Source organism: Caballeronia glathei (assembly GCF_000698595.1).
Taxonomy (GTDB): Bacteria; Pseudomonadota; Gammaproteobacteria; order Burkholderiales; family Burkholderiaceae; genus Caballeronia; species Caballeronia glathei.
On sequence record NZ_JFHC01000285.1, the window covers coordinates 1 to 594 of the forward strand.

The following is a 594-nucleotide window of genomic DNA, read 5'->3' on the forward strand; positions in this document are numbered from 1 at the left end:
CTTAAAAAAACGCCCCGTTCGCCGGCACCGGCGTGTCTACGGGCTCTCCGCTCAAGGCGTCGTCGCCATGGGCATGCGGCGTCTTATTTAAGTCGGAGTAACGACCCCGACGGCGAAACTCGCGAATCCACTGTTCCGCTTCCGGCGGATGCTCTGCCCGTTTTCGACGTGCGTTAGCGCCTGTTACATTTCTCCTCGGTTACGGATAATTTCCAGTGTCGCGCTCGGCCACATCGCGGCGCTGTCAGGGACCTTGACCCGCTCACCTATCGGTGAGCGGGACCTTTTGCTGCGTCCATCCCAACCGAGCAGACACCGCGTGCCACAAACGGCTCGTGAGCATCTGTTTTAACAGTCTGCTCGTCTTTCACGCGCTCAACGTCCCAGCCCCGGACAGATCGCAGTGAAAGCCGCGAGCTTGCTCAAGACTTTCCCTTTGCGAGTTGCTGCGCCATCTCGTAATGGTGCTGGATGATCGGAAGCGCCTTAGTCGCCGCGCTCTTAAGCTGTGCGTTGTTGCCGCTCTCGCTTTCCTTCGTGAAGAGTGCAACGGCCTTCCGATGACCGTCTACCACTGCCTCAATATAGGCCTTG

Annotated in this window: 1 protein-coding gene; it reads right to left on the minus strand. The window is 58.8% G+C overall.

Annotated features, from left to right (window positions below; translation table 11 throughout):
- Positions 1 to 422: 422 nt before the first annotated feature.
- Positions 423 to 584 carry a DUF4142 domain-containing protein gene (locus BG61_RS39745; protein WP_338152280.1) on the minus strand — a complete coding sequence of 54 codons (162 nt, stop codon included), beginning with the start codon at positions 582 to 584 and terminating at the stop codon, positions 423 to 425.
- Positions 585 to 594 lie beyond the last annotated feature (10 nt).